Genomic DNA, 26,206 nt, shown 5'->3' with positions numbered 1-26,206 from the left:
CGCCACTGGCTCACGACAGCCGGTCGCGCACCTCGCGCCGGAACATGAATTTCAGCCCGGACCAGACCGCGTCGACGGCGCAAACCTTCACATCGACAAGGCCGAGCGGCAGGAAGACCTCGCGCAATACATCCTCCGTCAGTGTCGTCGGCCGTTTTGACGCCTTCTTGGGCCAGGAGATCCACAGCATGCCGTCCGGCTTCAACCTCGCAACCAGCTTCGGCGCAAGCTCTTCCAAAGCCGATCGCTCCGTTTCGAACACATGCGCATAATCGATGTCGCGCGCGGCTACCGCGCCGATCTCGGTCTCGCACCTGCGAAAGCCGGGAAAACCGCCGATCGCGTCGAGCCCGGCTGGCACCCCGAGAAGCAGGGCTTCCTGCCCGTCCTTCAGCCCCAGCTTGCGCCCGAGCGGCGTGCCGGAATAGCCGGCATCGCTCATGGCCGCCGATCTCCGATGGGTGATTGGAGCCGAGCCCCCTCCTCGGCGCCCTCTCCAGGCGCCATGTCTCCGGCCGTTTCCGCCAACGACAACTGCGCCCAACCTTGGCGACGATGAGCCTTGCCCGGCGAAAACGCAACTGCTAGACGCGCCTGTCCGAGGAGAGAACGACATGCCGCGCATTCAGGCCAATCTGCTGCTTTTGATTTCAGGCGCCATCTGGGGCGCCGGCTTCGTCGCGCAGTCGACCGCCATGGATGCGATCAGCCCGCTCTGGTTCATCGCGCTGCGTTTTGCGATCGCGACACTGGTCGCCATGCCCTTGGCCATCATCGAAACGAAGCGTGCCGCCGAACCGATCAAGCTTTCGACCATCCGCAACTTCATCTTCATCGGCCTTGCGCTCTTTGCCGGCGCGGTGACGCAGCAATTCGGCTTGCTCGACACCAGCGTCACCAATTCCGGCTTCCTCACCGGTCTTTATGTCGTCTTCGTGCCCGTGCTGATGGTTGTCTTCCTGCGCCGCAAGCCGCACTGGATCATCTGGCCGGGCGCGATGATGGCGCTGTTTGGCATTTTCCTGCTGAGCGGGGGAACGCTGTCGGCGCTCACCGGAGGCGACTATCTGACCATCCTTTGCGCCCTGTTCTGGGCCGTGCAGATGCTGCTGATCGGCCTCTTTGCCCCGAGCAGCGGCCGGCCGATGCTGCTTTCGATGACGCAGTTTGCCGTCTGTGCCGTGCTCGGCTTCGTCCTCGCCGTCACGACCGAACCGCTGAGCTTTGCCGCCATCGAGGGCGCGCTCTTCGAAATCCTCTATGCCGGCATCTTTTCGAGCGGCCTCGCCTTCATTCTTCAGGTCGTCGGGCAGCGCTACACCACGGCGCCGCAGGCTGCGATCTTCCTGTCGAGCGAGGCGCTCTTTGCCGCCCTCTTCGGCGTTCTCCTGCTTGGCGAGGTCATCACCCCGATCGGCTATGCCGGCTGCGCCATCATCTTTGCCGCCATGCTGACGGTCGAGATCGTGCCGGAACTGACGAAGGGGCGCCGCGCCGCAGCCGCCGCCTGAGGGCGCCTCAGGGAACTATAAGCACCCACCGCCAAGACGCTGGACTGAGGCTTTACTTGCTATTGCTCAGGGCAACAGGCCCGTTGCTTCGCGACGAAGGCGTGGCTTCGCCGTGCGTTTTCGCCCCGAAACGGTAGTTGTAGATTTTCTGCAAGAAATCTACGTAAGAAACCGCCGACATCAGAAGCCTCAAACATATCAGGGAGTTGCCGACGGCATGCCTGATATGCGATTGGCCTGCTTTGCCAGCGCCGCACGGGAAATCGGCGAAAACCACTCAATTTTGCAGCAATTGTTTTCAAAAAGCTGTGATTTCAACAGCTTGCGATATATTTTGCGCAGCGCCCCGCAAAGCCGCAAATGACCGATTTTTGAGCAATGACAAGACGCAATACCAATCCCGAAAAGTTTTGCTTGCCAATTCAAAATAAACCCATCAATCTTACTTCCGTTCGGGCAATCTGCGAACACGGGAAGATCTTGAAATAAAAGCGGGCCGGAGACGCAAAAACTCCGGGCGGCCAGACCGATGGGAAGCAGCAATGCGACCTTTCCTATGGCTGGCTGCGGTAACCAGGACCCTTTCCTCAAACGTCGAGACCTGCCTGCCAACGCCCATTCGGGCAAAACTGCAATGCTGCCCGTCCGTCAAACGGGTGGAGAGAAAAGGACCTGACGCATGGCCGAAACTGGCACTGTAAAATTCTTCAACACCGACAAGGGCTTTGGTTTCATCAAGCCTGACAACGGTGGTGCAGATATCTTCGTACACATTTCCGCAGTCCAGGCTTCCGGCCTGACCGGTCTGACGGAAAACCAGAAGGTAAGCTTCGACACCGAACCGGATCGCCGCGGCAAAGGCCCGAAGGCGGTCAACCTGCAGATCTCCGGCTAACGCCGTTTTCTGCTGACAGATTCCAAGTTGAAGCCCGGCATTCTTGCCGGGTTTTTTTGTTCAGGCTCGGTTCAGTTTGGCCGCGTTAACCTTCCTGCATCATGAAGACCGGGTTGATCCGGTCCATGCGAAGGATTGAAGCCAAATGAACAAGTTCATCAAAGCCGCCGTTCTCTCGATCGCCGCAGCCGCTATGGTCATCCCGACCTTTGGCGCCGCCGAGGCAGGCGGCCGGCATCACCACAACAATGACGACGCATGGGCAGCCGGTGCAGCAGGTCTCGTTGCCGGCGCTCTGATCGGCGGCGCGATCGCTTCGCAGCCGCGTTACAACGGCGGCTACAACGAGCGCGTCTACATCGATCCGGAACCGGAATACGATTACTACGAGCCGCGTCCGGTCTATCGCCCTCGCCCGGTCTACCAGGCACGCCCTGTCGTCGTCGACAGCTACGGCGGCGGTTACCGGTCGCTCGAGCCGTGGACCCCGTCCTGGTACCGTTACTGCTCGCAGCGCTACCGCTCGTTCAACCCGGATAGCGGCACCTTCCGCGGCTACGACGGTCGCAGCTACTTCTGCACCGCCGGCTGATCAGGCTCAGCGCAAGAATCGAAAAGCCCATGTCTTGATCGAGACATGGGCTTTTTTCATGCGCGTGTGCGGAGGCTCAGAGCCCACGCAGATAGGGATTGGTGCGGCGCTCGTCGCCGATCTGGCCGCCCGGGCCATGGCCACAGATGAAGCCGACGCTATCGCCGAGCGGCAGGATCTTGTCGCGGATCGAATCGAGCAATTGCTGGTGATTGCCGCCGGGCAGATCGGTGCGGCCGATCGAGCCGTGGAAGAGCACGTCGCCGACATGGGCGAAGTTCTGCGCCCGGTTGAAATAGACCACGTGGCCCGGCGCATGGCCCGGGCAATGCAGGACTTCGAAGACATGGTCGCCGAAGGAGACGGTGTCGCCCTCTTCAAGCCAGCGATCGGGAATGACGTTCTGGACCTTCATCGCCAGACCGAAGCGCTCGGCCTGGCTTTCCAGCCTTTCGAGCAGCGGCAGGTCGTCCTTGTGTGGGCCGATGATCTCGAGCCCGAGCGCGTCCTTCAGTTCCTTGGCGCCGCCGGCATGGTCGATATGGCCGTGGGTGATCCAGATCGCCTTCAGCGTGATGCCGTTTTCGCGGACGGTCTGCAGGATGAGGTCGACATCGCCGCCCGGATCGACGATCACGCCTTCCTTGGTCTCGCTGTCGAACAGCACCGTGCAGTTCTGCTCGAAATGGGTAACCGGGATGATGCCCGCCTGTAACATGCGCGTCTGCCTCTCTAGAGCATGTCGCGCAAAAGTGTGGGAGCGGTATTGCGATAACGACATGCGATAAATCAGGAACCTAAAGCGTAGGAAGCGAATCTGGAAGATCGCAACGCGCTTTGGGATCTTGTCATCTTCCTATAGCGACAATTGGCGGCGGTGACAGCGCCAATCAGCGAAGCGAGGCTATTTGCGGCGCGGACAGCTGGGGCGCCGGCCACTGCACGGTGGTCATCAGCAGCGCCGAAATCGCGATCTCGGCAGCGACGACGATCCGTACCACCGGCTTAAGGCTGCGCGCGGCGACGTTGGTCTGATCCGGCTGAGCATTCTGCATTGTGTCCCCTCTCCCGTCGCCTGTTCTCCTGGCGTGTCCTGCCCTCGGCGACGGCTGGAGAATGTCACAGCGTCATATTTCGTGACGTTCCCGGGGGAACATCCGCGCGCTTGCCGGCGTTTGGCCCTCGTCAATATAAGGAGAAACACAATGGTGAAGCTTACCCGCCCCCTGTTGCGAGCCGCTGCGGCCGCGGGTTTGGTGTTGGCGATCGGTACCCCGTCCGCCTTTGCAGCCATGACCGCGACCACAGTGACGGACCTGAATATCCGCACGGGTCCGGGCCCTCAATATCCGACAGTCGGCCTTGCGGCCCGCGGCAGCACCGCGGTCATCGACGGCTGCGTCGAAGGCAGCAAGTGGTGCCGCATCGACGTCGGCGGCGTGCGCGGCTGGGTCTATGCCCAGTATCTGACGACGGATCTTGGCGGCTCGGCCGTCGTGGTCCAGGAGCGTCGTGCCGACCTCGCCATTCCCGCGGTCACCTACGAAGCGCAGCCCAATGATCCCGTGATCGTCAGCAGCGGCGACGAATTGATCGGCCCGGTCGAACAGATCGACCCGATCGTGCCGCCGGACAACGTGCGGACCTACGTCACGTCCAACCCCGGCGAGACCGTCTATCTCGATGGCGAAGTCGTCGTCGGTGCCGAACTGCCACAGACCGTGGCCGTTCACCGCGTGCCTGACTACAGCTACGACTATGTCAGCATCAACGGCCAGCCCGTTCTGGTCGAACCGGCAACGCGACGCATCGTCTACGTCTACCGCTAACAGCCTAGATCTCCGGCAGCCATTCGGTTGCCGGAGGTTCCCTCATGCGCCTGCATCACGCTCCCTCGCCCTTCCGACGGCACGAATCATCCACGGCAAGGCCAATGCCTCCAGCCGCCCCCGCCGCCGGCTTCATTTTCCCGCTTTGCCTGCATGATATTGCCTCTGCCTAAAATCGAGCCATTTCAATTGGCTACGAAGCAGTCGCGGGAACGTCATTTCACTCAAATTGACAATAAACCAGAATAGGCTTCAACCTATTGATGCCGGATCATCGGCTTTTAGTGGCGCGTCCACGACGAGCCACGACACGGAGGGATCAATGGAAGCATTAATGCCTATCATTACCCAATTGATCGCGGGGGCGGCCGGCGGCAACGCGGCCAGCGCAGTGTTGAAGCAGCAGGCATTCGGTATCGTCGCACGCACCATCGTCGGCGCGATCGGAGGCCTCGGCGGCGGGTTCCTCATTCAAATGCTCGGCGGAGAAGCAGCCGCGACCGGTCTTGCCATGCAAGCCATCGGCGGCCTTGTCGGCGGCGGCGTGCTGAGCGGAATCGTCGGGCAGTTCTTGGGGAAGACCGCCTAACTCTGCGATCATATCCGTAGCAAGACAAAAGGCGGCCCCGGGGGCCGCCTTTTCTGCATTCAAGAGTATTCCGGATGCCGTTGTTACTCGGCTGCCGCGGCAACCGGATAGACTTCCTTCATGTAGTCGTTCATCAGCGTTTCGCAGATCGTTGCCGGCGTGAAGCGATAGGGGCCGATTTCGGAAACCGGCGTTACCTCGGCGGCTGAGCCGGTGAGGAAGCATTCGCTGAAACCGGACAGTTCCTCCGGCATGATCGCCCGCTCGACGACTTCATAGCCGCGGCGCTTGGCAAGCTCGATCACGGTGCGGCGGGTGATGCCGTCGAGGAAGCAATCCGGCACCGGCGTGTGGATGACGCCGTCCTTGACGAAGAAGATGTTGGCGCCGGTCGCCTCGGCCACGCGGCCGCGATAGTCGAGCATCATCGCATCCGCATAGCCCTTGGCCTCGGCCGCATGCTTGGAGATGGTGCAGATCATGTAGAGACCGGCGGCCTTCGACTTCGAAGGTGCTGTCTGCGGATCCGGGCGGCGATATTCTGCGATATCGAGCCGGATGCCCTTGAGCTTTTCGGCCGGGTTGAAGTAGCTGCCCCATTGCCAGATGGCGATGGCAACATTGATACGATTGTTCTGCGCCGAAACGCCCATGCTCTCGCTGCCGCGCCAGGCGATCGGCCGCACATAGGCCTCGGAGAAGCCCTGGCGTTTCAGAAGTTCGACGCTGGCGGCGTCCAGTTCCTCGACCGAATAGGGAATCTTGAAGCCGAGGATTTCGGCGGACTGATGCAGGCGCTGGTTGTGCTCGGTCAGCTTGAAGATGCGCCCGCCATAGGCGCGCTCGCCCTCAAAGACCGCGCTGGCATAGTGCAGGCCGTGGGTCAGCACGTGTACCTTGGCGTCCTTCCACGCGACGAACTCGCCGTTGAACCAGATCTGTCCGTCCAACTGATCAAAAGGAACCGCTGCCATGGTGTCATCCTCCGGCGCATGCGCGCCATTCTTAGTTGATTATCGTCCTGCTTTCAGTTTATCGGCAAACTGATTGAGGGAAAATTCAATTTCGTGATTTTGGATTTGCGATCGGAACGGCACGGCATATCCTTTCAGATGTTGCCAACGCCAAATGTCTCGCTTACCGAGCATGGACGCTAACGACACGGTAAAAATATGTCAATAAAGCTGACGTATTTTTCCGAATGTTTCGCAAGTTGCAATCAGGCTGAAAGGAAATGACCGCGTGGCCGGCCAATCCAAAGAGAACACCCGGTATCTGAACGATGCCGCCGCCGATGACGATACGATCGATTTCGAGATCATCGAGCTGCTCTTCTTCGCCTATCGCGACTTCACCTCCGACCCGGACGCGATCCTGGAAAAGAGCGGCTTCGGACGGGCGCACCACCGCGTCGTGCACTTTGTCGACCGCGAGCCGGGCATGACGGTCGCCGACCTCCTGGACACGCTGAAGATCACCAAGCAGAGCCTTGCGCGGGTGCTGAAGCAGCTGATCGATTCCGGCTATATCCGCCAGGAAACCGGCCCTGAAGACCGCCGCCAGCGCATGCTCTATACGACGGAGGAAGGCCAGGCGCTGGCGCGTGCGCTCGCCGAGCCACAGTCCCGCCGCATAGCCGATGCATTGGCAAGAACCGGTCCGGGCGCGCGCGAAACGGTCAAGCGCTTCCTCGCCGGTATGAAGAACAACGCCGCAGACTGACGCCCGCCGCAGCGCGGGTCTGGCCTGCAATTTGGGAAGCGTGGAATGACGACAAAAGCGACTGTCTCGGACGATGCGGCTCACCTTCTGGTCGTCGACGACGACCGGCGCATCCGCGATCTGCTCAACCGCTACCTGGTCGAACAGGGTTTTCGCGTGACGACTGCGTCCGATGCGGACGAGGCCCGCCGCAAACTCGTCGGCCTCGACTTCGACCTCCTGATCGTCGACGTGATGATGCCGGGCGAAAGCGGCATTTCGCTCACACAGAGCCTCCGGCAGATCAAGACCGTGCCCATCCTGATGCTGACGGCGCTGGCGGAATCCAATTCCCGCATCGAGGGTCTCGAGGCCGGCGCCGACGACTATCTGTCGAAGCCCTTCGACCCGCGCGAACTTGTGCTGCGGATCAACAACATCCTGCGCCGCAACCAGCCGGCCCAGGCGCCCAAAGTCGATCAGGTGATCTTCGGCCCCTACACCTTCTCGGTGGTGCGCAAGGAACTCCGGCGCGGCGCCGACCATATCCGGCTGACCGACCGCGAGCAGGAGATCATGACGCTGTTTTCGCAGCGCGCCGGCGAAACCATTCCGCGCCACGAACTGATCGGCGACGATGCCGAAGTCGGCGAGCGCACGATCGACGTGCAGATCAACCGCCTGCGCCGCAAGATCGAGGACGACCCGTCCAACCCCGTCTGGCTGCAGACGGTGCGCGGCATCGGCTACCGGCTGAGCGTAGACTGAAATGACAGCCCTTCCGATGAGCGCGGCAGATCATGGCAAGCTTTGACGGCATAGAGCACGGTGCATCCGGGGCGAACGACAACGCCTGGAGGCGTTTCACCCGCTGGCTGCGCCGTCGCCTGCCCATGGGGCTTTACGCCCGCTCGCTGCTCATCGTCATCATCCCGATGGTTCTCCTGCAATCGGTGGTCGCCTTCATCTTCATGGAGCGCCACTGGCAGCTGGTGACGCAGCGCCTGTCGGCCGCCGTCACCGGCGACATTGCCGCGATCGTCGATCTCATCGACACCTTCCCGGCCGACCGCGACATCTCCGAGATCATCCGCATCGCCCGCGATCAGCTCGATCTTAGCATCTCCGTGGACCCGCCGGGCGAACTGCCACCGCCGCGTCCCAGCCCCTTCTTCGAAATCCTCGACCAGATCCTCGGCGAAGAGATTTCCAACCAGGTCCGCCGCCCCTTCTGGATCGATACGGTCGGCAACTCCAAGCTCGTCGAGATCCGCATCAAGCTCGACGACGGCCGTATCCTGCGCGTCTACGCCCGGCGCAACCAGGCCTATGCCTCCAACACCCACATCTTCCTCGTCTGGATGGTGGCGGCCTCGCTGGTGCTGCTGACGATCGCGGTCCTCTTCCTGCGCGGCCAGATCCGTCCGATCCTGGCCTTGACCAAGGCGGCCGAAAGCTTCGGCAAGGGCCAGAAGATCGACGACTTCGCGCCGCGCGGCGCCGACGAAATTCGCCGCGCCGGTCTCGCCTTCATCCAGATGCGCGAGCGCATCGAACGTCAGATCGAACAGCGCACCGCAATGCTGACCGGCGTCAGTCACGATCTGCGCACCATTCTCACCCGCTTCAAGCTGCAGTTGGCGCTTGCCGGCAACAACCCGGATCTCGAGGGCCTGAACCAGGACGTCGAGGACATGCAGAACATGCTGGAAGGATACCTCGCCTTCGCCCGCAGCGAGGCGGAGGAAGACGTCGGCCAGCTGAAACTTTCGGACCTGATGACCCGGCTCGCCGCGGAAGCCGAACTGCTCGGCAAGACGCTCACCACCTCCGTCGAGGGGGAAGACGATATCCGCGTCCGGCCAAACGCCTTCACCCGTCTCATCGCCAACATCGCCTCGAACGCCTATCGCTACGCCAACACCGTCAAGATCGATGCGCGCCACAGTGCCAAGTGGCTGACAATCACCATCGACGACGACGGCCCGGGCATTCCCGAACGCTCGCGTGAGGATGTCTTCAAGCCGTTCTTTCGTCTCGACGAAGCGCGCAATCTCGACAGCTCCGGCACCGGCCTTGGTCTGGCGATCGCCCGCGATATCGCCCGCAGCCACGGCGGCAACGTCACGCTGGGCGACAGCCCGCTCGGCGGCCTCAGGGCAACGGTGCGCGTGCCGGCTTGACGTCCCTGCCCGGGCGGGCCACTTCTGGCCGCGAACGGGGGCTGAGGGGAGCGGGCATGGTAGACGTCATCGATTGGGCTGACTGGGAACGACGGGTGGCCGAACTCTGGGCCGCCTTCGACACGATGGATGGCGAAAGCTTTGTCGCCCGCATTGATGCCCTCGCCGCCGAACTGCCGGCGGGACATGCCGTCGGGCTGTTCGAAAGAGCCTCGGCACAGGATTCCACCGGCCATGAGACGAAAGCGGAGCCGCTCTACCGGCAGGCGCTGGAAAACGGCCTTCAGGGAATTCGCCGCCGGCGCGCCACCATCCAGCTCGCCAGCACCCTGCGCAATCTCGGCCGCGCCGACGAAGGCGTCGCCCTGCTCACCGCCGAGCGCGACAAGCCATCGGACGAACTCGACGATGCGGTCGTCGCCTTCCTGGCGCTTTGCCTCGTCGATACCGGCCAGGCGCAACAGGCGGCAGCACTCGCTCTCGGCAGCCTGTCGCGGCACCTGCCCCGCTACAATCGCTCACTCAAGCGCTACGCCGAAATGCTGATGCCGGAGAGCTGAGCCCGTCAGCGCTGGTAGATCGAGGTCAGGCCGCGTCGTTCGTTGAAGCGGTGCCAGGCGTCGATGCGGCGCGGATGACGGGCGCGCATGACATCGAGCGGTGCCAGCAGCCGGCCGTCGCGGCCAAGGGCGGCATCAAGGATCTCGATGATGCGGCGGTTCGGCCAGGGCTTGCGCGTGATGGTCAGCAGTGCCTGAAAAGCTTCGTCCTCTCGTCCCGCGCCAAGCTGGTGCGCAATCAGACCATAGGCAAAGGCTGTCGAGCGGCTGACGCCGGCATGGCAATGGACGAGAATGCGGCTCTCAGCATGCTCGGCCGCCGGGCGCATCGCCTCGAAGACCTCAAGCACCAGATCCGGGAAATGCTGGGTGGCTTTCAGGTTTTCCTGGTCGCGCATGCGCACGACCCGGTGGCTGGCGTCCGCAATCACGGGCACGTTGGCATCCGGCAGTTCCGGATCGAGCAGGGACAGCACATGACTTGCGCGCCAGTCGCGCGCGGCATCGGCGGCGCGCCAAAGGCAGGACACCTTGACGCGCTCGGGGATCACTTCGAAAGCAATGTTCATGGGATCACATCAACTTCTTGCCGTTGGGGACCGGCCGTTCGGTGGCAGCCAGCACGATCGCACCGGCCTCGTCTGCAAAGCCCAGCGTCAGTACTTCAGAGCGCACAGGCCCGATCTGGCGTGGCGGAAAATTGACCACACCCAGCACCTGCCGCCCGACGAGTTCCTCCGGACGATAATGCACCGTGATTTGCGCTGATGACTTTTTTATGCCGATTTCCGGGCCGAAATCGATCTTCAGCTTGATGGCCGGCTTGCGGGCTTCGGGAAAGGGCTCGGCCTCGACGATGGTGCCCACGCGAATGTCTACGCGCTCGAAATCAGCAAATTCAATAGTCTCAGCCATCGTCATTCCCTATGTGAAATCTTCTCCGACGAGGTGGATTAAAGCATCGGGCGAGATTCCGGAAGCATGGCGTCCCCGGCAGGCTCCCCGCGAAATCTGGCCTCCTCCCATGGGCGGCGCGCAAACTGCTCGGCCAGGAAATCGACGAAAACACGCACGCGCGGCGGCAAGAACCGCCGGTGCGGATAGACGATGGTGATCGGCTCCGCCTCGGCATAGTTGCTGTCGGTCAGCAACGGCACCAGCAATCCCGCCTTGATATCGCCGCCCACGAGCAGTTCGGAAAGGCGCACGATGCCGATGCCCGCGAGCGCAAGCCGTCGGAGCGCTTCGGTGCTGTTGGCCTCGACCGAACCGCGAACACGGATCGCGCGCCGACCATTGCCATCCTGGAATTCCCAGACATTGAGGCGGCCGCGGGCGGTGATGGCAAGGCAGGCATGGTGTTGCAAGTCGTCAGGCGTTTTCGGTGCACCGTGCCGCTCGAGATAAGCGGGTGCAGCGCAGATGACGCGACGGTTTGGCGCAAGGCGCCGCGTCACCAGCGTGCTGTCGCTTTGTTCCGCGACCCGTATCGCGACATCGGCGTCACCGTTCATGAGATCGGCGATCGCGTCGCTGAAATCGAGTTCCAGATCGATTTCGGGATAGCGCGCGATGAAATCGGGCAGCATGGGCACGATCAGGCGATGACCGAAAGCGCTGGGCAGGCTCACCCGCAGCCGCCCGCGCGGCACCGCCCCCGGCTGGATCGCAACCTCCGCATCTTCCATGTCGCCGAGGATGCGGCGACTCGATTCCGCATAGGCGCTGCCTTCGCTCGTCAAACCGATGCTGCGGGTCGATCGCTGCAGCAGGCGCACGCCGAGGCGCGCCTCCAGCCGGCCGACGATCTTGCTGACCGCCGATGGCGTCATGCGCAACCGCCGCGCCGCCGCCGAGAAATCACCCTCCTCGACGACGGCGAGAAACACCGCCATGGCTTCCTGTCGATCCATCTTATCTATTCCATTTCGTCACAGATAAACGGAATTTAACATGGATTATCGCGGCAGGCGACAGGCTGTAGCTTGAGCCGGAACTCAGACAGCGAAGCTTGAGGAGTGACGGAAATGGGCAATCAGCGAGACGGTCTGCCGATGAGCTATGCGCTGCATTGCTTGGCGCGGCGTCAACGCGCCATTGCGATCGGCGACATGGGCCGCCGCGCGATAAGTGCAATTTGGAGAAGTCTCTTCAACCGCCAGCCAAGCCGCGATCATGGGGCTTGCACTGGCGCTTACCCGACGCGAACGCCATAGGCCAGGCGCTTGCCGGCCCCGACATGGCGCCGGCCGCGTTTGATGTTCAGCCTGCGAGTTCTTCCGCGCGCTTGCGCGCCGCAGCGATCGCCTTGTCGAACAGCGGCTGCATGCCGTCGTCGGCCATCAGCACTGACAGTGCCGCGGCAGTCGTGCCGCCGGGCGAGGTCACGTTCTGGCGCAGCCGCGCGGCCTCGTCGGGCGACTGGTGCAACAGTTCGCCAGCCCCCGCGACGGTTTCCCGCGCGAGCCGCATGGCGAGGTCCGCCTCAAGGCCGGCCTTGCGGCCCGCCTCCGCCATGCATTCGACGAGGTAGAAGACATAGGCCGGGCCACTGCCGGAAACGGCGGTGACGGCATCGATCTCGGCTTCGGTGCGGACCCATTCGACCGGGCCGCTGACCTTCAGGAGATCATGCACCTGAGCGCGCTGCTGATCGCTGACGCGGGCATTGGCAAAGGCGCCGGTGACACCGCGGCCGATCATGGCCGGCGTGTTCGGCATGGCGCGCACCGTGGCGGCGGCACCAAGATGGGTTTCGATGAAGGCCAGCGTCTTGCCGGCGGCAACCGATACGATGACCGTCTCCGGGCCAACGAGCGATTTCAGCGGCGGCAGCACCGCATCCATCACCTGCGGCTTGACCGCAAGGAAGATCACGCCCGCCTGAACACCCGACGGTGCGGAGGTCGCAAGCGTCACGCCGTTGTCGGCGATCAGCTGCGCCATGGCCGGTGGCGGACCGGGATCGACGACGAGAACGTCCGCGCCTTTAACACCGCTCTTCAGCCAGCCGGAAAGCATGGCGCCGCCCATATTGCCGGCGCCGACGAGCACGATGGGACCGGAAGCGGCGTTCGTCATGATCAGGCTTCTCCAACCGTCTCGAACAGCACGGCATCGACGGCGCGCTGCGCGTCCATGCCGGACCAGACGACGAATTGAAACGCCTGATAATAGGATTCGCAAGCGTCGAGTGCGCTCGAAAGCAGAACTTCGACCTGCTGGTTGGTGGGCTCGGCGCCGCCGGCGAGCAGCAGCGACTGGCGGAAGATCACCACTTCCTCCTGGCGCCACAGATCGAAGTGGCCCATCAGCACCTGCCCATTGATATGGGAGAGCAGACGGATGACTTCGTTGACCCGGCTTTCCGGCACCTTGATGTCGAAGGCACAGGCCAGGTGCAGCGCCTCGAATTCCTCCATCCAGGAGAAGGAAACGTGGTAGTCCGCCCACTTGCCTTCGACCGTCATGGCGATTTCGTCTTCGCCGGATCGCTCGAACGACCAGTCGTTATTGGCAGCCACGAACTCGATCATATCGACCGGGTTGGATTGGCGCTCGACTTCCATTTCCAAAAGGCTCATGCATCACCCTGCATAGGTGTGGCACGGGCATGCATCATCACGCTCACAAGACGCAACGCTGCAAACCCAACACCGATTACAAACACACTATGATTGCTGAACTCACATCCATCCTGGCTGACTTACCCTGCCCGGAGCTTACGTGGTTCGTTTCGAATCATCATTTAAAATCAGTGTATAATGGCGGAGTCAGGCTGCCAGCCCCTCGGTCCAAAAATAGCCGTGAACAATCGCGTCCACGTTGTCATGTGAATGAAGCGGTTGAGCTTAACTGACTCTGCCATAAGGGTTTTTTGGCAGTGTCCACAGGTGGAAAACTTTTCAGGTTTTATTAACCACCCATCATGCCGTTTCAGACCTGTGCGGCTGATCGACAGCAAAACGCCCGCGGAAGAGGTCCGCGGGCGAAGTAAAAACGCTGAAATGCCGTTATTTCAAGGGAATCGCGTTACTTGCCCGTATCGACGAGACGCGCTTCAAGAGCCTCAATACGGGCCAGAAGCGCATCGTTTTCCTCACGCGCCTTGATGGCCATTTCCTTGACCATCTCGAACTCTTCGCGCTTGACGACGTCGAGCGAATTCAGCGCCCGCTCGGCCTGCGCCCGGAAGGCCGTTTCAACCTCGCGGCGCACGCCCTGGGCGGCGCCTGCAGCATCGGTCATCAGCTTGGCGAAGTCATCCAGCATGCGGTTGGTGCCTGTGCTCATCGTCGCGATCTCCATTTCAGCCATCGCCTCTTAAAGAGCGATGCGGTCCATGAGTTTCAGGTAGGGTCACCGGCCGCCCGATGCAAGAAAAATCACGCGCGCCTTCACGGCCCGCTTCACGACCCTGTGTCCGGGGCGCAAATCGTCGCCCTTGACCGGGGTGCAATCGCTCGCCATGTTCCGCCGAAACAACCGGCCCGGCACGAGAACAATAAATTGGAAACATTAGCGACCCGCCTCGCCATCCTCCCCTTCCCTGAAATCGATCCCGTCATCGTCCAGATCGGGCCGCTTGCCATCCACTGGTACGGGCTCGCCTATGTGGCGGGCATCCTCCTCGGCTGGTTCTACGCCCGGCGCCTGGCAATGAACACCGCGCTCTGGCGCGACGACAAGCCGGCGATCACGCTGCAGCAACTCGACGATTTCCTGCTGTGGGCAGCCGGCGGCATCGTGCTCGGCGGCCGCATCGGCTACATCCTCTTCTACGATCTCGGCTCAGTGCTCGCCAATCCGATCCGCGCGCTTGAAATCTGGAACGGCGGCATGTCGTTCCACGGCGGCTTCCTCGGCACCACGCTCGCGATGATCCTGTTTGCCCGCAAGAACAAGATCGCCATCTGGAGCCTGTTCGACATCGTCGCCGCCGTCGTCCCGATCGGCCTGTTCTTCGGCCGCATCGCCAACTTCATCAACGGCGAACTCTGGGGCCGCCTGTCGTCGATGCCCTGGGCGATCGTCTTCCCGACCGGCGGTCCGTTCGCCCGCCACCCGAGCCAGCTCTACGAGGCCGCCCTCGAGGGCATCGTCCTGCTCGCCGTGCTTGCCTGGTTCATCTACCGTCGCCACGCTTTGAAGTCGCCGGGGCTCGTTACCGGCATCTTCGTGCTCGGCTATGGCCTGAGCCGTATTTTCGTCGAATTCTTCCGCGAACCGGACGCGCAGATCGGCTATCTTGTCGGTGGCTGGCTGACCATGGGCATGCTTTTGTCGCTGCCAATGGCGCTCGCTGGCATCTGGGCCATTGCCCGGGCGCGGCGCGCAGCCGCCTGAGAGCGGATGGGGCAAGGGCGCGCGGCTATTCCGGCCGCCGCCCCGCGAATTGGACGAAGGCATGACGACACCACTTGCGGACAAGATCAAGGCGCTGATCAAGGCCCACGGGCCGATCAGCGTCACCGATTATTTCTCGCTTTGCCTGGCGGATCCGGAGCACGGCTACTACCGCGTGCACGAGCCCTTCGGCAAGGAAGGCGACTTCACCACGGCGCCGGAAATCAGCCAGCTCTTCGGCGAGATGATAGGCATCTTCCTTGTCCATGCCTGGCAGCAGCACGGCAAACCGGAAGGTGCCGTGATTGCTGAAATTGGCCCGGGCCGCGGCACGATGATGACCGACATGCTGCGCGTCGTGCGCCGTCTTGCCCCCGATCTCTATGCCTCCGCCGGCGTGCATCTCGTCGAGACCAGCGAGCGGCTGCGCAAGGTCCAGTCGGAAACGCTCGCCGCCCATGGCCACAAGGTCGAATGGCACACGAGCTTCGAGACCCTGCCGGAAGGCTTTCTGCTGCTGGCCGCCAACGAGCTGTTCGACGCCATCCCGATCCGGCAATTCGTGCGCACCGCGCAAGGTTTCCGAGAACGCATGGTCGGGCTCGATGCCGATGACGAACTGACCTTTGCCGTCGGCGTTGCCGGCATCGATCCCGATCTCCTGCCGACGCCGGCCCAAGGTATCGCCGAAGGCACGATCTTCGAGATCGCCCCGGCCCGCGACGCAGTCATGTCGGCCCTATGCGAACGGCTGAAGGTCAGCGGCGGCACCGCCGTGATCATCGACTACGGCCATATGGCCACCGGCTACGGCGACACGCTGCAGGCCGTGCGCGACCACGAATACGATCCGCCGCTAGCCAGCCCCGGCCGCGCCGATCTCACCAGCCACGTCGATTTCGAGCAGCTCGCCCGCCGCGCCAAGACGGACGACGTGCAGATCAACGGCCTTGCCCACCAGGGTGATTTTCTTGTCGGCCTCGGTCTTCTGGAACGCGCCGCATCCCTTGGCCGCGACAAGGATGCGCTGACACAGGAAACCATCCGCCAGGACGTCGAGAGGCTTGCCGGCGCAGGCGCGGGAAAGATGGGCGAACTGTTCAAGGTCCTGGCCGTCAGCAGCCCGCCGGTTCCGCTCTCGCCGTTCCGCAAACCGAAGGCCTGAACCGCCACCGGACGGCACCCCTGCCGTTCGGGAATTGACAGCCCTGCCGTCGCGGGTCAACATCGCGCCGGCAAATCAAGAGCCAGTCGCCGGGCCGGAGCGCGCCCCCAAACCCATTGATTTTCCTGATAAAGCAAAGGCGAATATACCGATGCAGCATGACGCCGCGCTCTCTCCTGTGCAAAGCTCGCTCTTCAGCGAGAAGGCCGGACCGGCAATCGCCCATGGTTATTTCACCCGAACGGGCGGCGTTTCCGAAGGGATCTATCGCGGCCTCAATGTTGGGCTCGGCTCCAAGGACGAGCGCGCCCATGTCAACGAGAACCGCGCCCGCGTCGCCCGCTGGTTCGGCGCCGTGCCCGAGCGCCTGGCAACCGTGCACCAGGTCCATTCCCCAGACGCCGTGGTGGTCGACGAAAGCTATGACGGCGCCCGCCCCGAGGCCGATGCGCTGGTGACGGCAACGCCCGGTATCGTGCTCGGCGTACTCTCGGCCGATTGCGGCCCTATTCTCTTTGCCGATGCCGAAGCCAATGTCATCGGTGCGGCCCATGCCGGCTGGAAGGGCGCGCTCGGCGGCGTGCTCGAAAGCACGATCGACAGGATGGTTTCGCTCGGCGCCCAGCGCGAGCGCATCGTCGCCTGCCTCGGCCCGTCGATCAGCCGTCGGAACTATGAGGTCGGCTCCGAGTTCGTAGAACGCTTCGTCGCGGCGAACGAAAGCTACGCCACGTTCTTCCGGCCTTCGGAGCGCGACGGCCATGCCATGTTCGACCTGCCCGGGCTGACGATCAAACGCCTGGTCGAGGCGGGCGTTGCCGCCGAGAATCTCGACATCTGCACCTATGCCGACGAGGAGCGTTTCTTCTCCTATCGGCGCACGACCCACAGGCAGGAACCGGACTACGGCCGACAGATTTCCGCCATTTGCATACGAGGGACCTGACATGGCGCTTCATTTTGCCCAGGAAGAATATGCAAGCCGCCTCGAGCGGCTGACGGAGAAGATGCGCGAGGAGAAACTGGACGCGGTGCTGCTTTTCGCCCAGGAAAGCATGTACTGGCTGACGGGTTACGACACCTTCGGCTACTGCTTCTTCCAGACGCTGGTCGTCAAGAAGGACGGCTCGATGGTGCTTTTGACGCGCTCGGCCGACCTGCGCCAGGCCCGTCACACATCGAACATCGAGCGCATCGAGATCTGGGTCGACCGGGCCAATGCCGACCCGACCATGGACCTGAAGAACCTCCTGAGCGAACTCGACCTGCTCGGCTGCCGCATCGGCATCGAATACGATACCCACGGCATGACCGGCCGCGCCGCGCGGCTGATCGACCGGCAGCTGCAGACCTTTGGCGAGCTGATCGACGCCTCGCACCTCGTCGGCCGCCTGCGCCTGATCAAGAGCGATGCGGAAATCGCCCATGTCGAAAAGGCCGCGAGCCTTGCCGACGACGCGCTCGATGCCGCCCTGCCGCTCATTCGTCCCGGCGGCAACGAGGCCGACATTCTGGCCGCGATGCAGGGCACGATCCTTGCCGGCGGCGGCGACTATCCGGCCAACGAGTTCATCATCGGCTCCGGCGCCGATGCGCTGCTGTGCCGCTACAAGTCCGGGCGTCGCCTGCTCGACAGCCAGGATCAGCTCACGCTGGAATGGGCCGGCGTCAGCGCCCACTATCATGCGGCAATGATGCGCACCGTCGTCATCGGCGAGCCGACCAACCGCCATCGAGAACTCTACAGCGCCTGCCGCGAAACGATCCAGGCGATCGAGATGGTGCTTCGCCCCGGCAACACCTTTGGTACCGTCTTCGACGTGCATGCCAAGATCATGGACGAGCGCGGCCTTGCCCGCCACCGGCTGAACGCCTGCGGCTATTCGCTCGGTGCCCGTTTCTCCCCCTCCTGGATGGAGCAGCAGATGTTCCACCTCGGCAATCCACAGGAGATCGAGCCGAACATGTCGCTGTTCGTGCACATGATCATCATGGATTCCGACAGCGGCACCGCCATGACCCTCGGCCAGACCTACCTCACCACGACGGACACGCCGCGCGCGTTATCGCGTTACGGCCTGGACTTCATTTCTGCTTAGGGAAATCCGCCTAGACTTGCGTTCGTACTGGCAGACGACAGGAGACGTTTCAGGAAACTGCCGCGAAGAAACGGACGGACGGTTTGAACATGCGAAAGCTCACCACGCCCATCGTAGCTCTTGGCCTCGCCATTGCGCTCGCCGGCTGCAACAGCACCGAGATGCTGACGCCACAGGTTGACGTCGGCGGAGGGACCTTCCGCTCGCCGCCGGTGACACAATCCGATCTCGACGCCATGTCCACGCAGACGGCTATGGCGCCGGTGCAGCGCGAACCCGTCAGCCAGACCACCGCCTATTCGCCGCAGCCGGCACCCTCGAACACGCCGACGGCCTATGCCAGCGGCGACGCGACCTATACGGATCCGGCCGGTACCTTCGAGGGACAGGCAAACCGGCTTGCCGCCGGCTCGGCGCCGGTCCAGAACTCGATCGAGAGCCGCCAGGCACCGGTGGAACAGGCACCAGTCCAGCACACACCCGTTCAGCAGACGGCGGCCGCAGCCGAAGAAATCCAGAGCCAGCCGAGCGTCGCCGCGCTGCCGAAGGCAAGTGCTGCCGCAAGCGGCACGATCCGCTTCCTGCCGATCATCGGCGCGCCGGTTCAGGCCGTGACACCGCTTTCCAAACAGCTCGGCGCCGACGCCCGCGCCCGCGGCCTGACGATCAAGGGCTCGGCAGACTCAAGCAGCGAGCATATCCTCAAGGGCTATTTCTCGGCGTTGAAGGATGGCGACAAGACGACCGTCGTGTACGTCTGGGACGTGCTCGATGGCAGCGGCAACCGCCTGCATCGCATCCAGGGACAGGACTCTGTTCCGGGCGGTGGCACGGATTTGTGGAGTGGCGTTCCGGCTACAACCATGCAGGGAATTGCGACGAAAACTATCGACGCCTATCTCGAATGGCGGCAATCTCAAGCCGGTTGACACAAAGTTTTTAGGATATTGGCCTTCGCGGCGCAGCATTCCCCTTGCATTCAAGTTCAGTCTCGCTAAAAAGCGGCCGATCAGCTCTGAACGGCGGCCATCCGCAAAGAATGACCGCGATTGGAATGGCTCTCGGAATCTGCGCGGAAAACACCGCTACCGGAAAAGTACCGGACGGTGACCGCGCCAGCTCAAGGCGGTCCGTCAATGAAGGTTTTCGCAGGTAATTCGAACCGGCTCCTGGCCGAAGCGATCTGCAACTATCTCAACCTGCCTCTCGGCAAAGCGACGGTACGCCGTTTCGCCGATCAGGAAATCTTCGTCGAGATCGGCGAAAACGTACGCGGCGAGGATGTCTTCATCATCCAGTCGACCTCGTTTCCCACCAACGATCACCTGATGGAACTGCTCATCATGATCGACGCGGTGCGCCGCTCGTCCGCTCGCCGCATCACCGCCGTGCTTCCCTATTTCGGCTATGCCCGCCAGGATCGCAAACCCGGTCCGCGCACGCCGATCTCCGCCAAGCTGGTCTCCAACCTGATCACCGAAGCCGGTGCCGACCGCGTGCTGACGCTCGATCTTCATGCCGGCCAGATCCAGGGCTTCTTCGACATCCCGACCGACAACCTCTATGCGATCCCGATCCTGGCGCGCGACGTCAAGGAAAACTACGACCTGAAGAACGTCATGGTCGTTTCGCCGGACGTCGGCGGCGTGGTACGCGCCCGTGCGCTTGCCAAGCGTCTCGACTGTCTGCTGGCGATCGTCGACAAGCGCCGCGACCGTCCGGGTGAATCCGAAGTCATGAACGTCATCGGTGACGTGAAGGGCAAGGACTGCCTGCTGATCGACGACATCGTCGATTCCGGCGGCACGCTCTGCAACGCGGCCGAAGCGCTGCTGAAGAACGGCGCGACCAGCGTTACCGCCTACATCACCCACGGCGTTCTCTCGGGCGGCGCGGTTGCCCGCGTTACCTCGTCGATGCTCAAGGAACTGGTCATCACCGACTCGATCCAGCCGACGACCGCCGTCCAGTCCGCCCACAACATCCGCGTCATCTCGACCGCGGGCCTGCTCGGCGAAGCCATCAGCCGCACGAGCCAGGAAGAATCGGTATCGAGCCTCTTCGACTGAGCTCGTCCGGAGCACCCGAATTTCCTAGACGCCGGCGCCCCACGCGCCGGCGTTTTTCGTTGCCGAACGCGATTACTTCTCCAGCGCCTGCGCCAGCGGCTGGTCGACGAGGTTGTCGATGAACCAGTTGGGATAGACGGGCACCGGCACGGTCGCTGCATCGAGCGCCGAGATCTCCGCTTCCGTGAGCACCAGATCCGCCGCGCCGAGATTGTCCTTCAGCTGGTGCGGCTTGGAGGCGCCGAGCAGCACGCTGGTCACCGCCCTCTTCGAAAGCAGCCAGGCGATCGCCACCTGGGCGACGCTCGCTCCGTGTTCGCCGGCGATGCCGCGCATGCGCTCCACCAGTTTGAAGCCCTGTTCCTTGTCGAAGGGCAGAATGTCGAAGCCGGAATAACGGTTGTCCGGATCGCCCAGATTGTCGCGGGTGTACTTGCCCGAAAGGAAGCCCGAGGCGAGCGGGCTCCAGACGGTCAGCCCCAGCCCATAGCGCTGCATCATCGGAATGACATCACGCTCGACGTCGCGGCCGAGCAGCGAATAGTGCATTTGGCCGTGGGTGAAAGGTGCCAGCCCGTTGGCCTTCTGGATCTCGGCTGCTGCCGCCACCTTCCAGGCCGACCAGTTGGAAAAGCCTATGTAGCGTACCTTGCCGGAGCGCACGACCGCATCGAGCGCGACAAGCGTTTCCTCGAGCGGCGTGTGCGGATCCTCCTTGTGGAGGATGTATGCGTCGATCCAATCGGTCCCGAGCCGCTTCAGGCTTTCGTCGACCGACCAGAGGATATGGCGGCGCGACAGACCGGCCTGGGTCAGCGGCGTCCCCGTGCGGAAGCCGACCTTGGTGGCGATCACCACCTCGTCGCGGCGGGACTTGAGCGCCGCACCCAGGATCCGCTCCGACTGGCCGGAGGCATAGGCGTCGGCCGTGTCGAAGAAATTGATGCCGGCATCGAGCGCCTGCCCGACAAGGGCGTCGGCAGCCTCGGCATCGGTCTTGTAGACCGCGCCGAGGCTGCGGTCGCCGGCAGTAAACGTCATCGCCCCGAAGGCGAGGCGCGAGACCACCAGACCGGTATTTCCAAGCGTCGTATATTGCATGTCGATCTCCATCCTCTGAAAGTCAAGTTGCCGTTGGACAGATCATGCCGGAGTGGATTGCTATGAAAAACCACCGCTCTCTTGATAGGCTTGGAAGAACTGCTTCATAATCAGCAGATGGCGAACGACCCTTTCAACGGACTGAGAGAATTTCTGGCGGTGGCGGAGGCAAAGAGCTTTACCGCGGCGGCGGCGACGCTCGGCGTCACGCCCAACGCCGTCAGCCAGACGATCAGGGCGCTCGAAGCCCGCCTCGGCCTGCAGCTCTTCGTGCGCACCACCCGGCGCGTCGCGCTGACCGAGGCAGGCCTTGCCTTCCTGAAGCGCGTGCGTCCGGCAGCCGCCGAGATCGCGGACGCCTACGAGTTGCTCGGCGACTTTCGCGACCGGCCGATGGGCAATCTCCGGCTGACCGTGCCGCGCATGGCGATCCCGCTGGTGCTGACGCCGCTCCTGCCGCGCTTTCGCCAGGCCTATCCTGATGTTTCCGTCGAAGTCTCCATCGACGATGCGGCCGTAGACATCACCGAACACGGCTTCGATGCCGGCATCCGCATTGGCGAAGCGGTCGAGCGCGACATGATTGCAGTCCGGTTGACGCCCGAAATCACCTGGGCCGTCGTCGGCTCGCCCTCCTATTTCGTCAAGCACGGGCGTCCGTCGACACCCGAGGACCTGACGCGCCACGAAGCCATTCGCTACCGCTATCCGGGATCTGGCACGATCTACCGCTGGGAGTTTGAGCGGGAGGGACGCGATGTCTCCGTCGATGCTCCAGGCGCCCTCACCGTCAATGATTTTCAGATGCTCATGGAGATGGCCGAGGCCGGCACCGGGCTTGCCTATCTCCCGGATCTTTCGGTGCGGGATGCCGTCACGAGCGGCCGCCTCGAGCGGGTGCTAGAAGCCTATCTGCCGACATCGCAGGGTCTCTTCATCTATTTCCCGGCCAAGGCGCAGACGCAGCCGAAGCTGCGGGCCTTCCTCGACCTGGCGGCAAAAGTCATGCGGGAACGGAAATAGGTCCACGGTCTACCGTCCGCGGAAGACGACGGCACAAGCCTCGCCGCCGCCAAAGAGCCGCGAGCGCGTCAGGAAGCGCCTCTCCCGTCCATTGTCGAGCGAGAACATGCCGCCCCTGCCCGGCACCACGTCGATGATCAGTTGCGTGTGCTTCCAAACCTCGAATTGGCTGGCGCTGATATAGACCGGTACGCCGCCGATCTCGCCGAGCTTCACGTCGTTGTCGCCGACGATGTAGTCATCGGCCGGATAACACATTGGCGACGAGCCGTCGCAGCAGCCACCGGACTGGTGAAACAGGATATCGGGGTGATTTCGCTGGATTTCGGCGATGAAGTCGAGTGCTGCGTCAGTCGCCAGCACGCGCGGCTCGTCTCCGTCGGCTCCCGTCAGTTCCGTGGACATTTGCGCGCCTCGCTGTCGATTGCGGTCAATGGGCCGGCTGAGGCGCGGGTGGAGAGCACGCCTCAGCCGTCGATCAAGCCGGAGGGAAAGGTGGAGAATACCGTCCCTCCGGCTCCTGTCGCCTTCCCCAGGCGGCGGGGAAGGCGGATCCGATCAGAAGAAGCCGAGCGCCTTGGGGCTGTAGCTCACCAGCATGTTCTTGGTCTGCTGGTAGTGGTCGAGCATCATCTTGTGCGTCTCGCGGCCGATGCCGGACTGCTTGTAGCCGCCGAAGGCCGCATGGGCAGGATAGGCGTGGTAGCAATTGGTCCAGACACGCCCGGCCTGGATCTCGCGGCCGAAGCGGTAGCATCGGTTGGCGTCGCGGCTCCAGACACCGGCGCCGAGGCCATAGAGCGTGTCGTTGGCGATCTCCAGCGCTTCTGCCTCGGTCTTGAAGGTGGTGACGGAGACGACGGGTCCGAAGATTTCCTCCTGGAACACGCGCATCTTGTTGTGTCCGCGGAAGACGGTCGGCTTGACGTAGAAGCCTTCCGACAGCTCGCCCTCAAGCACGTTGCGGCCGCCGCCGGTCAGCACTTCGGCGCCTTCCTGCTTGCCGATGTCGATATAGGAGAGGATCTTTTCGAGCTGTTCGCTCGACGCCTGTGCACCGATCATCGTGGCGCTGTCGAGCGGATTGCCCTGGCGGATCGCCTCGACGCGTTTCACCGCCCGCTCCATGAAGCGGTCATAGATGCTCTCCTGAACCAGTGCCCGGCTCGGGCAGGTGCAGACCTCGCCCTGGTTCAGCGCGAACATGGCAAAGCCTTCGAGCGCCTTGTCGAAGTAGTCGTCGTCTTCGGCAAGCACGTCGGCGAAGAAGATGTTCGGCGACTTGCCGCCGAGCTCCAGCGTCACCGGAATGAGGTTCTGGCTGGCATATTGCATGATCAGCCGGCCGGTCGTCGTCTCGCCGGTAAAGGCGATCTTGGCGATGCGCGGGCTGGTGGCGAGCGGCTTGCCGGCTTCAAGGCCGAAGCCGTTGACGATGTTGAGCACGCCCGCCGGCAAGAGATCGCCGATCAGTTCCGCCCAGACGAGGATCGAGGCCGGCGTCTGCTCTGCCGGCTTCAGCACGACGCAGTTGCCGGCGGCAAGCGCCGGCGCCAGCTTCCAGGCGGCCATCAGGATCGGGAAGTTCCAGGGAATGATCTGGCCGACGACACCGAGCGGCTCGTGGAAGTGATAGGCGACGGTGTCGTGGTCGATCTCACCGATCGAACCTTCCTGGGCGCGAATGCAGGACGCGAAGTAGCGGAAATGGTCGATGGCGAGCGGAATGTCGGCGGCCATGGTCTCGCGGATCGGCTTGCCGTTGTCGAAGGTTTCGGCCCGCGCAAGCAGTTCGAGATTGTCCTCCATGCGCCCGGCAATCTTCATCAGGATGTTGGAGCGCTCGGCGGCCGACGTGCGCCCCCATTTCTCGCGGACGGCATGGGCGGCATCGAGCGCCAGCTCGATATCGGCGGCATCCGAGCGCGCCACCTGGCAAAGCACACCACCGGTCACCGGCGTCGTATTGTCGAAGTAGCGCCCGGCCACCGGCTCACGCCACTGGCCACCGATGAAGTTGCCGTATTTCTGCTTGAACGGGCTTTCGATGATCTTCTGATGCAACATGGTCATTCCTCCCTGAGACCCAGCAACGGAGCTGTGAGGAGGAAGGTGCGACCGAATGTGCGTCTTCGATAGTGAGGCGCAAGCGGCTGCCCCGCAATCTGTTTCAGATATGAGACAGCTTGGTTCGATCGAGCGTGCTGCAATGCAGCAAGGCGTGAACGGAGTGCCGGCGCCGCCCCTCATCCCCCTGCCGGGACCTTCTCCCCGTGATCACGGGGAGAAGGGGGCAAGCCGCGCACTCTGAGCCAAACAGCTACCTGGCATTCATCTGCCCGGCATCTCAGGGGGAAAACGCCGTCACTGGCTTTATGAAACCAACCCGGCGGCACGTTGTGTGGCTGCCACCGGCCACGTCCCCTCTCCCCGCGTGCGGGGAGAGGGCTAGGGTGAGGGGCAACTTCCGCGTTGACGGATCAATTCACCTGGAGCCGCTTCATCTTGCGGTAAAGCGTGGCGCGGCTGATGCCGAGCAGGTCGGCTGCCATGGAGACATTGCCGTTGGCGCGCGACAACACGCGACGGAGCGCCGCACGCTCCGCATCCGGAAGCTCGCCGGCATCACCCGACGTATCTTCCCGCAGCAGATCGGAAGCCGGAACGCCGGCAGCGATGCGTTTGTCGTCGAGGTCGAGCCATTGCCGGGCCGCGCGGGTTGCGCCGAGCACCAGGTCGTCGCGGTCGACGGCGAGCAGCGCGGGGCCGGCGCGGTCGACCGGCACCAGCACGATGCGGGCACTGGCAAAGGCGCGACGGAAAAGTCCGGCCTCGATGCGCGCGGCCGCGTCGCGCACGGCCTGCGACAGGAGCGACATGGTCATTTCGGAGGCGTCCGCGCGGCAGGTGGAGATATCGATGGCCGCGGCCAACCGGCCGAGATGGTCGCGGATCGGCGCCGTGGTGCAGCTGAGGCCGATATTACTGCTGAGGAAATGCTGGTCGCGCTGGATGACGACTGCACGCTCGTCGGCGATCGCCGTGCCGATACCGTTGGTACCGACGCTCGCCTCGCTCCAGACCGTTCCCGACCAGAGCCCGAGATCGCGGAAATCGGCATCGTCGCCGACGGCGCCGCGGCGTTCCAGCGCCACACCCTTGTCGTCGGTCAGAAGCAGGCAGCAGCCGGCCCGGCCGACGGTCGCAAACAGCCGGTCGAGTTCACCGCCCGCCTCCAGGATCAATTCGGCCGACCTCTGCCGGGCAAGCTCGAACTCCGCGCCGGACAGTCGGAGCGGCTGGCGCCCCTCTTCGGGTGCCAGCCCATGCAGCGTCATGCACCGGCGCCATGAAGCGGCGATCGGCGAGCTTGCGGCGGCTGACGGCTGGTGCGCAACCTTGTAGACATAGTCCGAATGTTCCCTGACGGCAGCCATCGGCTTCCTCCCTGAAAGCGTCGTCCGGCGGAATGTCGACACGGCCGATCTCCCAAGCGGGCCGCATCCACGGGCGCCACTATAGCCGTCGTTTTCCGCGAAGGTC

At 63.1% G+C, this 26,206-nt stretch carries 31 protein-coding genes; 16 read left to right on the top strand and 15 right to left on the bottom strand.

The annotated features are described in order from the left end of the window. Positions 1–10: 10 nt before the first annotated feature. Positions 11–442, bottom strand: coding sequence for a hypothetical protein (locus tag OKW20_RS17480; RefSeq protein WP_429173823.1), 432 nt, complete (start codon positions 440–442; stop codon positions 11–13). Between the two features lie 172 nt (positions 443–614). Between OKW20_RS17480 and OKW20_RS17475 the strand changes: the two genes are divergently transcribed. Continuing rightward, positions 615–1,511 (top strand): DMT family transporter, encoded by an 897-nt coding sequence (locus OKW20_RS17475; RefSeq protein ID WP_429173821.1) that lies wholly within the window; start codon positions 615–617, stop codon positions 1,509–1,511. A gap of 198 nt (positions 1,512–1,709) precedes the next feature. Here OKW20_RS17475 and OKW20_RS17470 read toward each other — a convergent pair whose 3' ends face one another. After that, positions 1,710–2,054, bottom strand: coding sequence for a hypothetical protein (locus tag OKW20_RS17470; RefSeq protein WP_402319744.1), 345 nt, complete (start codon positions 2,052–2,054; stop codon positions 1,710–1,712). A gap of 136 nt (positions 2,055–2,190) precedes the next feature. On the opposite strand from OKW20_RS17470, the gene OKW20_RS17465 reads away from it, so the two are divergent. Continuing rightward, on the top strand, positions 2,191–2,406 hold the full coding sequence (locus tag OKW20_RS17465; RefSeq protein ID WP_043618050.1) for a cold-shock protein: 216 nt from the start codon (positions 2,191–2,193) through the stop codon (positions 2,404–2,406). A 145-nt stretch (positions 2,407–2,551) separates the two neighbouring features. Beyond that, the gene (locus OKW20_RS17460) at positions 2,552–2,998 is read left to right on the top strand and encodes a BA14K family protein (RefSeq protein ID WP_077960236.1); all 447 of its coding nucleotides are present in this window, start codon (positions 2,552–2,554) and stop codon (positions 2,996–2,998) included. A gap of 76 nt (positions 2,999–3,074) precedes the next feature. Here the strand turns inward: OKW20_RS17460 and OKW20_RS17455 are convergent, their stop codons facing one another. Together OKW20_RS17455 and OKW20_RS17450 are read right to left on the bottom strand one after the other, a co-directional pair. Continuing rightward, on the bottom strand, positions 3,075–3,716 hold the full coding sequence (locus OKW20_RS17455) for an MBL fold metallo-hydrolase (protein WP_429173818.1): 642 nt from the start codon (positions 3,714–3,716) through the stop codon (positions 3,075–3,077). Positions 3,717–3,888: 172 nt separating this feature from the next. Next, complete coding sequence (locus OKW20_RS17450) at positions 3,889–4,053, bottom strand: hypothetical protein (protein WP_197067150.1); 165 nt, start codon at positions 4,051–4,053, stop codon at positions 3,889–3,891. Positions 4,054–4,203: 150 nt separating this feature from the next. Between OKW20_RS17450 and OKW20_RS17445 the strand changes: the two genes are divergently transcribed. Both OKW20_RS17445 and OKW20_RS17440 read left to right on the top strand, forming a co-directional pair. Then, complete coding sequence (locus OKW20_RS17445) at positions 4,204–4,827, top strand: DUF1236 domain-containing protein (RefSeq protein WP_043618060.1); 624 nt, start codon at positions 4,204–4,206, stop codon at positions 4,825–4,827. Positions 4,828–5,149: 322 nt separating this feature from the next. Further along, positions 5,150–5,416: a hypothetical protein gene (locus OKW20_RS17440; protein WP_043618063.1), complete on the top strand. Its 267-nt coding sequence runs from the start codon at positions 5,150–5,152 to the stop codon at positions 5,414–5,416. 83 nt (positions 5,417–5,499) lie between these two features. Here the strand turns inward: OKW20_RS17440 and OKW20_RS17435 are convergent, their stop codons facing one another. Beyond that, on the bottom strand, positions 5,500–6,390 hold the full coding sequence (locus OKW20_RS17435) for a branched-chain amino acid aminotransferase (RefSeq protein WP_043618066.1): 891 nt from the start codon (positions 6,388–6,390) through the stop codon (positions 5,500–5,502). Between the two features lie 268 nt (positions 6,391–6,658). Here OKW20_RS17435 and OKW20_RS17430 point away from each other — a divergent pair, with 268 nt between their 5' ends. The 4 genes from OKW20_RS17430 to OKW20_RS17415 are packed head-to-tail and all read left to right on the top strand — an operon-like array spanning position 6,659 to position 9,860. Beyond that, positions 6,659–7,138: a MarR family winged helix-turn-helix transcriptional regulator gene (locus OKW20_RS17430; RefSeq protein WP_034788710.1), complete on the top strand. Its 480-nt coding sequence runs from the start codon at positions 6,659–6,661 to the stop codon at positions 7,136–7,138. A gap of 45 nt (positions 7,139–7,183) precedes the next feature. Further along, positions 7,184–7,885, top strand: coding sequence for a response regulator (locus tag OKW20_RS17425; protein WP_043618070.1), 702 nt, complete (start codon positions 7,184–7,186; stop codon positions 7,883–7,885). A 32-nt stretch (positions 7,886–7,917) separates the two neighbouring features. After that, positions 7,918–9,300 (top strand): ATP-binding protein, encoded by a 1,383-nt coding sequence (locus OKW20_RS17420; protein WP_043618073.1) that lies wholly within the window; start codon positions 7,918–7,920, stop codon positions 9,298–9,300. Positions 9,301–9,356: 56 nt separating this feature from the next. Further along, positions 9,357–9,860, top strand: coding sequence for a tetratricopeptide repeat protein (locus OKW20_RS17415; RefSeq protein ID WP_043618076.1), 504 nt, complete (start codon positions 9,357–9,359; stop codon positions 9,858–9,860). Positions 9,861–9,865: 5 nt separating this feature from the next. On the opposite strand, the gene OKW20_RS17410 is transcribed toward OKW20_RS17415, so the two are convergent. The 6 genes from OKW20_RS17410 to OKW20_RS17385 all read right to left on the bottom strand — a co-directional run bounded on the left by OKW20_RS17410 (position 9,866) and on the right by OKW20_RS17385 (position 14,153). Next, positions 9,866–10,429, bottom strand: a complete 564-nt coding sequence (locus OKW20_RS17410; RefSeq protein ID WP_043618079.1) for a protein-tyrosine phosphatase family protein — start codon at positions 10,427–10,429, stop codon at positions 9,866–9,868. Positions 10,430–10,433: 4 nt separating this feature from the next. After that, entirely contained in the window at positions 10,434–10,775 is a 342-nt protein-coding gene (locus OKW20_RS17405) for a tRNA-binding protein (RefSeq protein ID WP_043618157.1), read from the bottom strand. Positions 10,776–10,813: 38 nt separating this feature from the next. Beyond that, positions 10,814–11,755, bottom strand: coding sequence for a LysR family transcriptional regulator (locus OKW20_RS17400; protein WP_429173815.1), 942 nt, complete (start codon positions 11,753–11,755; stop codon positions 10,814–10,816). A 367-nt stretch (positions 11,756–12,122) separates the two neighbouring features. After that, positions 12,123–12,941 carry a pyrroline-5-carboxylate reductase gene (gene proC / locus OKW20_RS17395; RefSeq protein WP_429173813.1) on the bottom strand — a complete coding sequence of 273 codons (819 nt, stop codon included), beginning with the start codon at positions 12,939–12,941 and terminating at the stop codon, positions 12,123–12,125. A gap of 2 nt (positions 12,942–12,943) precedes the next feature. Next, complete coding sequence (locus tag OKW20_RS17390; protein ID WP_043618087.1) at positions 12,944–13,444, bottom strand: YbjN domain-containing protein; 501 nt, start codon at positions 13,442–13,444, stop codon at positions 12,944–12,946. 448 nt (positions 13,445–13,892) lie between these two features. Then, complete coding sequence (locus OKW20_RS17385; RefSeq protein ID WP_043618160.1) at positions 13,893–14,153, bottom strand: accessory factor UbiK family protein; 261 nt, start codon at positions 14,151–14,153, stop codon at positions 13,893–13,895. Positions 14,154–14,369: 216 nt separating this feature from the next. Between OKW20_RS17385 and lgt the strand changes: the two genes are divergently transcribed. The 6 genes from lgt to OKW20_RS17355 all read left to right on the top strand — a co-directional run bounded on the left by lgt (position 14,370) and on the right by OKW20_RS17355 (position 20,539). After that, the gene (lgt, locus tag OKW20_RS17380) at positions 14,370–15,206 is read left to right on the top strand and encodes a prolipoprotein diacylglyceryl transferase (RefSeq protein WP_205238166.1); all 837 of its coding nucleotides are present in this window, start codon (positions 14,370–14,372) and stop codon (positions 15,204–15,206) included. A gap of 61 nt (positions 15,207–15,267) precedes the next feature. Next, on the top strand, positions 15,268–16,371 hold the full coding sequence (locus tag OKW20_RS17375; RefSeq protein ID WP_429173811.1) for a class I SAM-dependent methyltransferase: 1,104 nt from the start codon (positions 15,268–15,270) through the stop codon (positions 16,369–16,371). Between the two features lie 151 nt (positions 16,372–16,522). Continuing rightward, positions 16,523–17,317: a peptidoglycan editing factor PgeF gene (pgeF, locus tag OKW20_RS17370; RefSeq protein ID WP_429173809.1), complete on the top strand. Its 795-nt coding sequence runs from the start codon at positions 16,523–16,525 to the stop codon at positions 17,315–17,317. A 1-nt stretch (position 17,318) separates the two neighbouring features. Continuing rightward, positions 17,319–18,470 carry a M24 family metallopeptidase gene (locus OKW20_RS17365; protein ID WP_043618095.1) on the top strand — a complete coding sequence of 384 codons (1,152 nt, stop codon included), beginning with the start codon at positions 17,319–17,321 and terminating at the stop codon, positions 18,468–18,470. 89 nt (positions 18,471–18,559) lie between these two features. After that, positions 18,560–19,399, top strand: a complete 840-nt coding sequence (locus tag OKW20_RS17360) for a hypothetical protein (RefSeq protein WP_429173808.1) — start codon at positions 18,560–18,562, stop codon at positions 19,397–19,399. Between the two features lie 207 nt (positions 19,400–19,606). Beyond that, positions 19,607–20,539, top strand: a complete 933-nt coding sequence (locus OKW20_RS17355) for a ribose-phosphate pyrophosphokinase (RefSeq protein ID WP_034788749.1) — start codon at positions 19,607–19,609, stop codon at positions 20,537–20,539. 72 nt (positions 20,540–20,611) lie between these two features. Here the strand turns inward: OKW20_RS17355 and OKW20_RS17350 are convergent, their stop codons facing one another. After that, complete coding sequence (locus tag OKW20_RS17350; RefSeq protein ID WP_429173806.1) at positions 20,612–21,640, bottom strand: aldo/keto reductase; 1,029 nt, start codon at positions 21,638–21,640, stop codon at positions 20,612–20,614. Positions 21,641–21,757: 117 nt separating this feature from the next. Between OKW20_RS17350 and OKW20_RS17345 the strand changes: the two genes are divergently transcribed. Next, complete coding sequence (locus OKW20_RS17345; RefSeq protein ID WP_429173804.1) at positions 21,758–22,663, top strand: LysR family transcriptional regulator; 906 nt, start codon at positions 21,758–21,760, stop codon at positions 22,661–22,663. 9 nt (positions 22,664–22,672) lie between these two features. On the opposite strand, the gene OKW20_RS17340 is transcribed toward OKW20_RS17345, so the two are convergent. From OKW20_RS17340 to OKW20_RS17330, 3 genes are all read right to left on the bottom strand, one after another. Beyond that, the gene (locus OKW20_RS17340; protein WP_429173803.1) at positions 22,673–23,068 is read right to left on the bottom strand and encodes a DUF779 domain-containing protein; all 396 of its coding nucleotides are present in this window, start codon (positions 23,066–23,068) and stop codon (positions 22,673–22,675) included. 153 nt (positions 23,069–23,221) lie between these two features. Beyond that, positions 23,222–24,730, bottom strand: coding sequence for an aldehyde dehydrogenase (adh, locus tag OKW20_RS17335; RefSeq protein WP_429173801.1), 1,509 nt, complete (start codon positions 24,728–24,730; stop codon positions 23,222–23,224). A gap of 413 nt (positions 24,731–25,143) precedes the next feature. Further along, positions 25,144–26,100: a helix-turn-helix domain-containing protein gene (locus tag OKW20_RS17330; RefSeq protein ID WP_043618110.1), complete on the bottom strand. Its 957-nt coding sequence runs from the start codon at positions 26,098–26,100 to the stop codon at positions 25,144–25,146. Positions 26,101–26,206 lie beyond the last annotated feature (106 nt).

Source organism: Ensifer sp. LBL, assembly GCF_050435225.1.
Taxonomy (GTDB): Bacteria; Pseudomonadota; Alphaproteobacteria; order Rhizobiales; family Rhizobiaceae; genus Ensifer.
This window is presented reverse-complemented; position numbering and strand designations above follow the sequence as displayed.

Coding starts and splice junctions, on each gene's coding strand:
- OKW20_RS17345 (WP_429173804.1), top strand. CDS start 21,758: ATGGCGAACGACCCTTTCAACGGACTGAGAGAATTTCTGGCGGTGGCG.
- OKW20_RS17435 (WP_043618066.1), bottom strand. CDS start 6,390: ATGGCAGCGGTTCCTTTTGATCAGTTGGACGGACAGATCTGGTTCAAC.
- OKW20_RS17330 (WP_043618110.1), bottom strand. CDS start 26,100: ATGGCTGCCGTCAGGGAACATTCGGACTATGTCTACAAGGTTGCGCAC.
- OKW20_RS17390 (WP_043618087.1), bottom strand. CDS start 13,444: ATGAGCCTTTTGGAAATGGAAGTCGAGCGCCAATCCAACCCGGTCGAT.
- OKW20_RS17450 (WP_197067150.1), bottom strand. CDS start 4,053: ATGCAGAATGCTCAGCCGGATCAGACCAACGTCGCCGCGCGCAGCCTT.
- OKW20_RS17340 (WP_429173803.1), bottom strand. CDS start 23,068: ATGTCCACGGAACTGACGGGAGCCGACGGAGACGAGCCGCGCGTGCTG.
- OKW20_RS17445 (WP_043618060.1), top strand. CDS start 4,204: ATGGTGAAGCTTACCCGCCCCCTGTTGCGAGCCGCTGCGGCCGCGGGT.
- OKW20_RS17350 (WP_429173806.1), bottom strand. CDS start 21,640: ATGCAATATACGACGCTTGGAAATACCGGTCTGGTGGTCTCGCGCCTC.
- OKW20_RS17410 (WP_043618079.1), bottom strand. CDS start 10,429: ATGAACATTGCTTTCGAAGTGATCCCCGAGCGCGTCAAGGTGTCCTGC.
- OKW20_RS17415 (WP_043618076.1), top strand. CDS start 9,357: ATGGTAGACGTCATCGATTGGGCTGACTGGGAACGACGGGTGGCCGAA.
- OKW20_RS17475 (WP_429173821.1), top strand. CDS start 615: ATGCCGCGCATTCAGGCCAATCTGCTGCTTTTGATTTCAGGCGCCATC.
- OKW20_RS17455 (WP_429173818.1), bottom strand. CDS start 3,716: ATGTTACAGGCGGGCATCATCCCGGTTACCCATTTCGAGCAGAACTGC.
- OKW20_RS17460 (WP_077960236.1), top strand. CDS start 2,552: ATGAACAAGTTCATCAAAGCCGCCGTTCTCTCGATCGCCGCAGCCGCT.
- OKW20_RS17385 (WP_043618160.1), bottom strand. CDS start 14,153: ATGAGCACAGGCACCAACCGCATGCTGGATGACTTCGCCAAGCTGATG.
- OKW20_RS17405 (WP_043618157.1), bottom strand. CDS start 10,775: ATGGCTGAGACTATTGAATTTGCTGATTTCGAGCGCGTAGACATTCGC.
- OKW20_RS17375 (WP_429173811.1), top strand. CDS start 15,268: ATGACGACACCACTTGCGGACAAGATCAAGGCGCTGATCAAGGCCCAC.
- adh (WP_429173801.1), bottom strand. CDS start 24,730: ATGTTGCATCAGAAGATCATCGAAAGCCCGTTCAAGCAGAAATACGGC.
- OKW20_RS17425 (WP_043618070.1), top strand. CDS start 7,184: ATGACGACAAAAGCGACTGTCTCGGACGATGCGGCTCACCTTCTGGTC.
- OKW20_RS17480 (WP_429173823.1), bottom strand. CDS start 442: ATGAGCGATGCCGGCTATTCCGGCACGCCGCTCGGGCGCAAGCTGGGG.
- OKW20_RS17400 (WP_429173815.1), bottom strand. CDS start 11,755: ATGGCGGTGTTTCTCGCCGTCGTCGAGGAGGGTGATTTCTCGGCGGCG.
- proC (WP_429173813.1), bottom strand. CDS start 12,941: ATGACGAACGCCGCTTCCGGTCCCATCGTGCTCGTCGGCGCCGGCAAT.
- OKW20_RS17365 (WP_043618095.1), top strand. CDS start 17,319: ATGGCGCTTCATTTTGCCCAGGAAGAATATGCAAGCCGCCTCGAGCGG.
- OKW20_RS17420 (WP_043618073.1), top strand. CDS start 7,918: ATGGCAAGCTTTGACGGCATAGAGCACGGTGCATCCGGGGCGAACGAC.
- OKW20_RS17360 (WP_429173808.1), top strand. CDS start 18,560: ATGCGAAAGCTCACCACGCCCATCGTAGCTCTTGGCCTCGCCATTGCG.
- OKW20_RS17355 (WP_034788749.1), top strand. CDS start 19,607: ATGAAGGTTTTCGCAGGTAATTCGAACCGGCTCCTGGCCGAAGCGATC.
- pgeF (WP_429173809.1), top strand. CDS start 16,523: ATGCAGCATGACGCCGCGCTCTCTCCTGTGCAAAGCTCGCTCTTCAGC.
- OKW20_RS17440 (WP_043618063.1), top strand. CDS start 5,150: ATGGAAGCATTAATGCCTATCATTACCCAATTGATCGCGGGGGCGGCC.
- OKW20_RS17465 (WP_043618050.1), top strand. CDS start 2,191: ATGGCCGAAACTGGCACTGTAAAATTCTTCAACACCGACAAGGGCTTT.